The sequence below is a fragment of the Dactylosporangium sp. NPDC000555 genome, from assembly GCF_040300025.1.
In the GTDB taxonomy this organism is placed as follows: Bacteria; Actinomycetota; Actinomycetes; order Mycobacteriales; family Micromonosporaceae; genus Dactylosporangium.
The window spans coordinates 87,252-93,300 of record NZ_JBEPDB010000026.1; the positions used below are offsets into that span (position 1 = coordinate 87,252).

At 73.6% G+C, this 6,049-nt stretch carries 7 protein-coding genes; all 7 read right to left on the minus strand.

Annotated elements, in window-relative coordinates; genetic code table 11:
• Nucleotides 1-10: 10 nt before the first annotated feature.
• Nucleotides 11-1,123, minus strand: coding sequence for a hypothetical protein (locus ABT297_RS18175; protein ID WP_350550562.1), 1,113 nt, complete (start codon nucleotides 1,121-1,123; stop codon nucleotides 11-13).
• Nucleotides 1,104-1,637, minus strand: a complete 534-nt coding sequence (locus tag ABT297_RS18180) for a SigE family RNA polymerase sigma factor (RefSeq protein ID WP_350550564.1) — start codon at nucleotides 1,635-1,637, stop codon at nucleotides 1,104-1,106. Before ABT297_RS18180 ends, ABT297_RS18175 begins: the two co-directional genes overlap by 20 nt.
• Nucleotides 1,638-1,706: 69 nt before the next feature.
• Nucleotides 1,707-2,537 carry a phosphate ABC transporter ATP-binding protein gene (locus ABT297_RS18185; protein ID WP_502885584.1) on the minus strand — a complete coding sequence of 277 codons (831 nt, stop codon included), beginning with the start codon at nucleotides 2,535-2,537 and terminating at the stop codon, nucleotides 1,707-1,709.
• Nucleotides 2,538-2,554: 17 nt separating this feature from the next.
• Nucleotides 2,555-3,496 (minus strand): sortase, encoded by a 942-nt coding sequence (locus tag ABT297_RS18190; RefSeq protein WP_350550566.1) that lies wholly within the window; start codon nucleotides 3,494-3,496, stop codon nucleotides 2,555-2,557.
• A gap of 93 nt (nucleotides 3,497-3,589) precedes the next feature.
• Complete coding sequence (locus ABT297_RS18195; RefSeq protein ID WP_350550568.1) at nucleotides 3,590-4,480, minus strand: Ig-like domain-containing protein; 891 nt, start codon at nucleotides 4,478-4,480, stop codon at nucleotides 3,590-3,592.
• Between the two features lie 26 nt (nucleotides 4,481-4,506).
• The gene (locus tag ABT297_RS18200; protein ID WP_350550571.1) at nucleotides 4,507-4,803 is read right to left on the minus strand and encodes a hypothetical protein; all 297 of its coding nucleotides are present in this window, start codon (nucleotides 4,801-4,803) and stop codon (nucleotides 4,507-4,509) included.
• Nucleotides 4,800-5,909 (minus strand): WxL protein peptidoglycan domain-containing protein, encoded by a 1,110-nt coding sequence (locus tag ABT297_RS18205; RefSeq protein ID WP_350550574.1) that lies wholly within the window; start codon nucleotides 5,907-5,909, stop codon nucleotides 4,800-4,802. Before ABT297_RS18205 ends, ABT297_RS18200 begins: the two co-directional genes overlap by 4 nt.
• Between the last annotated feature and the right edge of the window lie 140 nt (nucleotides 5,910-6,049).

The window sequence follows — 6,049 nt, forward strand, 5'->3', positions numbered from 1 at the left end:
GGCCGGCTGGTCATGACGACGGGACCGCGTCCTGCAGGAGGTGCCAGGTCGGCGGGCTGGCCGGGTCGGCGACGGTGATGGAGCGCAGCACCCGCAGGAGTTCGTCGTCGGGCACGGACGGGCCGCCGGCGGCCTCGATCTGCCACTGACCGTCGGGGCTGCTGGTGTAGCACAGGCCGGGCCGCTGGCAGAACGCCTCGCCGGGCGCGCGGGTGTCCTTCGCGTACCACGACCGGTACAACGTCAGCTCTATCGTCGGCAGCCGGACACCGCCGGCCTCGGGGACGCTGACCGGGCCCGCGAGACTCGTGTACGTGGCGGCACCCTTGACCAAACTGACGTACGACTCGCCGGGAATCGACCTGGTGAGCGAGCCGTCCGCGGTGCCGGCCGCCTGCGGGGTGAACCCGGCGGGCACGTGGCCGAGCCTGAACGCGAGCCGCGCCGCGTCCGGCTCACCGGAGCGCAGAGCGGCGGCCACGAACGCGAGCTCATCGCGGGCCATCGGCCGGCCCTGCTCGGTGGAGGCGACGACCGCCCAGGCGTCGTCCGCGTACTGCCACGCCAGCGCCGGGCCGTCGGGCAGGCCCGCCATGAGCCGCAACGACGGGAGGTACCGGCCCGGGCGGCGGCCGACCGGGACCGGCTCGCCGCCGGCGAACGCGGACGGGTCGAAGGCGCCGGCGCGGTACACCACGACGACCCCGGCGGCGAAGCTGAACCCGCGATAGCTCTCCGTCGGACCGGTCACGACGCTGGCCGCATCCGGCCGGGTCACCTCGGCCACCTGATAGCCCGGCGTCACGTGCACGGTCCCGGAGAGCGAGAACCGCTCGCCGGTGAACGGCCGGATGTTGCCCACGAGCGGCTCGGCCGGGTAGTCGAACGCCGATGCGCCGGCGTCACCGGTCTCGGCGGGCACAGCCGGCACTCCCAGGCGCGGCGCCACGGCCGCGATCGCGACGGCCGCGACCACGGTGACCGCGGCGAACAGCCCCGTGCGGCCGACCCGGCGCCGCGTGCGCAGCCGGCGCCCGGCCGCGACGGCGTCCTCGACGTCGAACCGCGGCGGCGGCAGCGCCGTGCGCGCGTCCCGCAGCAGCTCAGGCAGTTCGGATCTCATGGCGCCCCTCCGCATGCTCTTCGATGGAAACGTCGACTCCGAGGATCTGGCGCAGCCCGTCGAGCCCCCGCGAGGTGTACCCCTTGACGGTGCCCTCCGGGCAGCCCAGCGCCTCCGCGGTCTGCTGGACGCTGAGCCCCTCCAGGAAGCGCAGCACCAGCACGGCACGCAGGCGCGGCGGCAGGCGCAGCAGCGCGGCCCGGACCCGCAGCCGCTCGTCCACCTCGCCGGTGCCGTCGTCGGGCAACGCCCGGTCGGGCAGCGCGTCGCCGGCCGCCTGCTCGCGCCGCCACCAGGGCCGGCGCGTCTCGTCGATCGCGGCGCGCACCACCGCGGTACGCACGTAGGCGAGCGGGTTGTCGATGTGCCGCCACCGCGCGTAGAGCCGGGCGAGCACGGTGAGCACGGCGTCCTCGCCGGCCTGCCAGTCGCCGCAGGTCAGGTACGCCAGGCCGCGCAACGGCTCCAACTGCACGCTGACGAAGTCCCGGAACTCTGCCTCCGCGTCCCTCACACCGATTGGACGGAGCGCGGGCCCTTCTCGGTTACAGCGGGCGGCAGGAATCTGCGAGCGTCGGGTGGGTCACCCGAAACGGCCGTGGACGTAGTCGGCGGTGCGCGGGTCGCGTGGCGAGCCGAACATGAGCGACGTCGGGCCGTGTTCGACGATGCGGCCGGGCTGGTTCTCCTCGGCGAGGAAGAACGCGGCCTGCTGGGAGACCCGGGCCGCCTGCTGCATGTTGTGGGTGACGATCACGATGGTAACGTCCTCGACCAGCTCGGCGATCGTCTCCTCGATGACCCGGGTGGACGTCGGGTCGAGCGCCGAACACGGCTCGTCCATGAGCAGGACCTTCGGGCGGATCGCCAATGATCGGGCGATGCACAGCCGCTGCTGCTGACCGCCGGACAGCGCGCCGCCGGGCTGGCGCAGCCGGTCCCGCACCTCGCGCCACAGCCCGGCGCGCACCAGGCACTCCTCGACCAGCTCGTCCTTGACCGAGCGGGCGACCCGCTGGCCGGTGAGCTTGAGGCCGGCGACGACGTTGTCGTAGATGGACATCGCCGGAAACGGGTTGGGCTTCTGGAAGACCATGCCGATCTGCCGGCGGGCGTCGGTGAGGCGCCGCCGCGGGTCGTAGATGTCCTCGCTGTTGAGCAGCACCTGCCCGGCCATCGACGCCGACGGCACGAGCTCGTGCATCCGGTTGAGGGTGCGCAGGAACGTCGACTTGCCGCAGCCGGACGGGCCGATGAGCGCGGTGACCTCACCCGCGCGGAGGTGCAGGGAGACCCGGTCGAGCACCATGCGGCGGCCGAACCAGGCCGTCACCCCGATCGCCTGGAGTCCGAAGAGCTCGCGGTGGCTGTGGTACGAGTCGGGAACGACAACTTCGGGCGCGGTCGTGTCCATGGCATGGTCCTCGCGTTTCAGAGCAGGTTGGGCAGGAGTCGTACGGTCTGCTCGGCGACCAGCAGGCCGAAAACGGCGACGAGCGGCACGAAGACGATCCAGGTGCGCACGCCTCCCCAGCGGTGCCGGGACCACACGGTGCCGGCCGCGGCGGCGACGAGGCCCTGCAGGCCCATGACCAGGATCCACAGCGACGACGTGTCGCCGGCGAGTGGGAGCTCCTGCGGGCTGACGGAGCCGGGACGCAGCGGACGCGGCGGGTTCGGCTGGGGCGGCGAGACGAGCTCGGCGTCCACCCGCAGCACCCCTTCGGGCAGGAACGGGGCGCCGACGGCCGTGACGAGCGTGAGCCGGCCGGCGCCGGGTGCGACCGGCGGCGGCGCCGCGTCGCCGGCGCGGCGGCTGCCCGTGACCCGGTAGGTGGCCTCGCCCTGTCCGGTGAGGACGGTGATGCGGTCGTCCGGGACGAGGCGCTGCAGGCCGCGGAACGGGCCGCCGTACGAGGCGGTGCGGCCCATGATGATGGCGGTGCCGGCCTGTCCGGGTAGCGCGCTGTCGCGCTGGTGCCCCGGTCCGCCCATCAGCACGCCGCCCGTGGTGCCCTCGAACACCACCTCGTCGACCCGCAGGGCCGGGATGCGCAGGACGGCCACCGGCGTGCCGAGCGGGAGCAGCTTGCCGTCGCGGGCCTGTCCGACGGGCGCGGTCGCCCTGGCGAGGTCGATGCGCAGCGTGTCCATGCCGGCTCTCTGCTTCGACTCGTGGACCAGGCGGCTGACCGCGGTGACGTGCACCGTCAGCCCGAGCAGGACGGCGGCGAGGACGATCAGCGCGGAGCTCAGGAAGTACCGCCAGGCGGGCGGGGTGTCGTCGTCCTCCCACTCCGGGGCCGGGATCGGGCCGAGGTCCGGCGGCTCGTACTCCGGCGGCTGTGGCCGTGCCGGCAGCAGGGCGGTCACTGCGCCTCCTGAGCTATGGTGGGCGGTGCCGGGGCGGGGAAGCGCTCCGGCACCGTTGGTGCGGGTATGGCTGCTTGCGCTGTGCGGGGTTCGTCAGGCGAGGACCCGGATCGTCACCGGGCTCGACGTGCCCGGCCGGACGTGGCTGTCGCCGGAGTAGACGGCGGTCAGCCGGTGGTTGCCGGCCGGGTTGAGCCCGGGGACGATCGCCGCGGCCACGCCGTGGAACAAGGTGGCGGTGGCGACGACCGTCGAGCCGTCCTTGATCTGCACGGTGCCGGTCGGGGTGCTGCCGTCGGCCGTCACCTGGATCAGGGCGATCAGCGGCTTGTTCACCTTGACGGTGGTCGGGAAGGCGAAGAAACCGGCCGCGGCGTCGGCCCGGCCGTCCCAGCGCCACTGCAGCACGTCGTAGAAGGTGTCCACCGGCCAGTCCGCCGCCTTCGGCGCGCGGGTGGCGGCCGAGATGTCGATCGGCGTCACGTAGGAGCTGACGACGGCGAAGTTCGCATCGACGCACGCACCGACGATGCTGAACGGCGCGGTGGCGATGACGGTGCCCACCGGCTTGGCCGCGTCCGCGGCGCTGAGCGCGGCGTCCGAGGTGCCGGCCGGCAGGATGCCGCCGACGAGGAACTGCGTGTTGCCGTTGTTGAACGCACCGGTCTGCACGGGGATGCTCAGGTCGGCGCCGAGCGCGACCGGCGCGGCGAGGGCCGTGCCGGCGCTGATGACGTTGGCCTCGTCGCCCTCTTTCGTGAGGGCGTTGAGGTAGTACTGGGAGCCCGCGGGGCAGTTGGTGGCCGGCGCGACGAGCGTGACGGTGTCGGCGGGGTTGCCGTCGCCGAACTGCCAGCTACCGGACAGCGGCTTCACGGTCACGGTGCTCCCGGTGGTCGCCGCCGCGGCCGGGGCGCTGAACGCGCCCACGAGCAACGACGAGGCGACGGCCGCCACCAGGAATGTCCGCTTGGACAGGTTCACAGGTACGGGTCCTTTCTGCTGGGCCGCTACGGGGCCGAGGTGTGGTCGGACTTACCTGATCGCCGGCCCAGGGCGATGAGCCCCGCGCCGACGACGATCAATGCGGCGGCTCCCCCGACCACGACCGCGACCGCCGGGCCGGTGCGCGGCAGGCCGCCGGAGGGTCCGCCGGGTGAGGGCGACGGCGACGGGCTCGCGCCCTCGGGCACGGTGATGGTGATCGTCACGGAGCCGTCGTCGGCGGAGGCCGCGGTCGCGGCGCCGGCGCCGCCCAGCGCGGCGAGGAACAACAGGGCAAGGGCGAGGATGGTACGGCGGGTCACAGCGTCTCCTCCACTCGCGCCTCTTCCAGCCGCTGGACGGCCGCGCGCCGCTCCTGCAGCCGGGCGCGATCGACGGCCTCGGCGAGGGCGCGCGCGGCGTTGCGGCGGCGCCGGCGCAGTTCGACCACGGTCAGCCAGACGGCGCCGGCGAGCAGCACCAGCACCGCGAGCTGGCTCCACGGCATCGCGAACAGGTCCGCGCTGCGCTGACCGGTGCCCAGGGCCGCGGCCGACAGCGACTCGGTGTACTTGTCGCCCTGCACCGCGGCGGGGGTGACCACGACCTTCGCGCCGAGCGGGCCGAGCGGGCCGACGCCGTGGACCGTGAGCCGGTACTGCAGGGACTGGCCCGGCAGGAGCTCGGCGACGGCGGGCCCGGCGGCGGTGGACAGCCGGCTGCCGGTCGCCGCGGTGACGTCGACGAGCTGGCCGGCCGCGAGCCGGACGTTGCCGGTGTTGCGCACGGTGTAGTCGACGGTGACGTCGCCGCCGGAGAACGGGTTGATCGAGTCGTGGTAGTCCGCGTCGAGCCTGGTGACGGCGAGCGACGGCACAAGCTTGCCGCGCACGCGCAGGTAGATCCGGGAGCCGATGCGGTTCTCGATGACGACCGGGCCGCTGCCCTGCTGTTGCAGCGACGCGACGATGCCGCCGACGTGGTCGCCCGGGGTACCGTTCGCCGGAACGGCGAGCGTGAACGGGACGTTCACCGTGGCGTGCGCCGGGACGGTGACGTGCTGCTGGGCCGGCGAGACCCACGCGCCGACGTCGGTGGGTTTCGTGTCGCCGGCAAGCAGGTCGAAGCCGCCCGATGCCGTGTTGACCGCGTCGCTGGCGTAGAGCCGGAAGGTCACGGGCGCGGCGCCGAAGTTGGTGACCGCCACGACGTCGCGCAGTGTCTGCCCGGGGTCCGTCTCGAACTCGAAGGCCGGGCGCCCGTCCGGTCCCTGCGCCGTGGCCGGCGCGACCGACCAGGTCACGGACGCCTTGCTCGGCTCGGGCGCGCCCGGCGACGGCGACGGGTTCGCCGGCGCCGCGACAACGGGCGCGGCGGCGAACAGGGTCGCGACAACGGCGGCGCATCCGGCGGTCAGGTGTTGCCTCATGACTGCTTCACGTCCGTTCGGTCGTGTCGTGGGACCCGGGAGGGGGGGGGGGCGGGCGCCGCGCGCCGGGGGGGCGGAGGGCAAGGACGCGTGAGTTAAACCATGCAAAAGGATAGTATTGGAGTTAGTGTTATTATGTG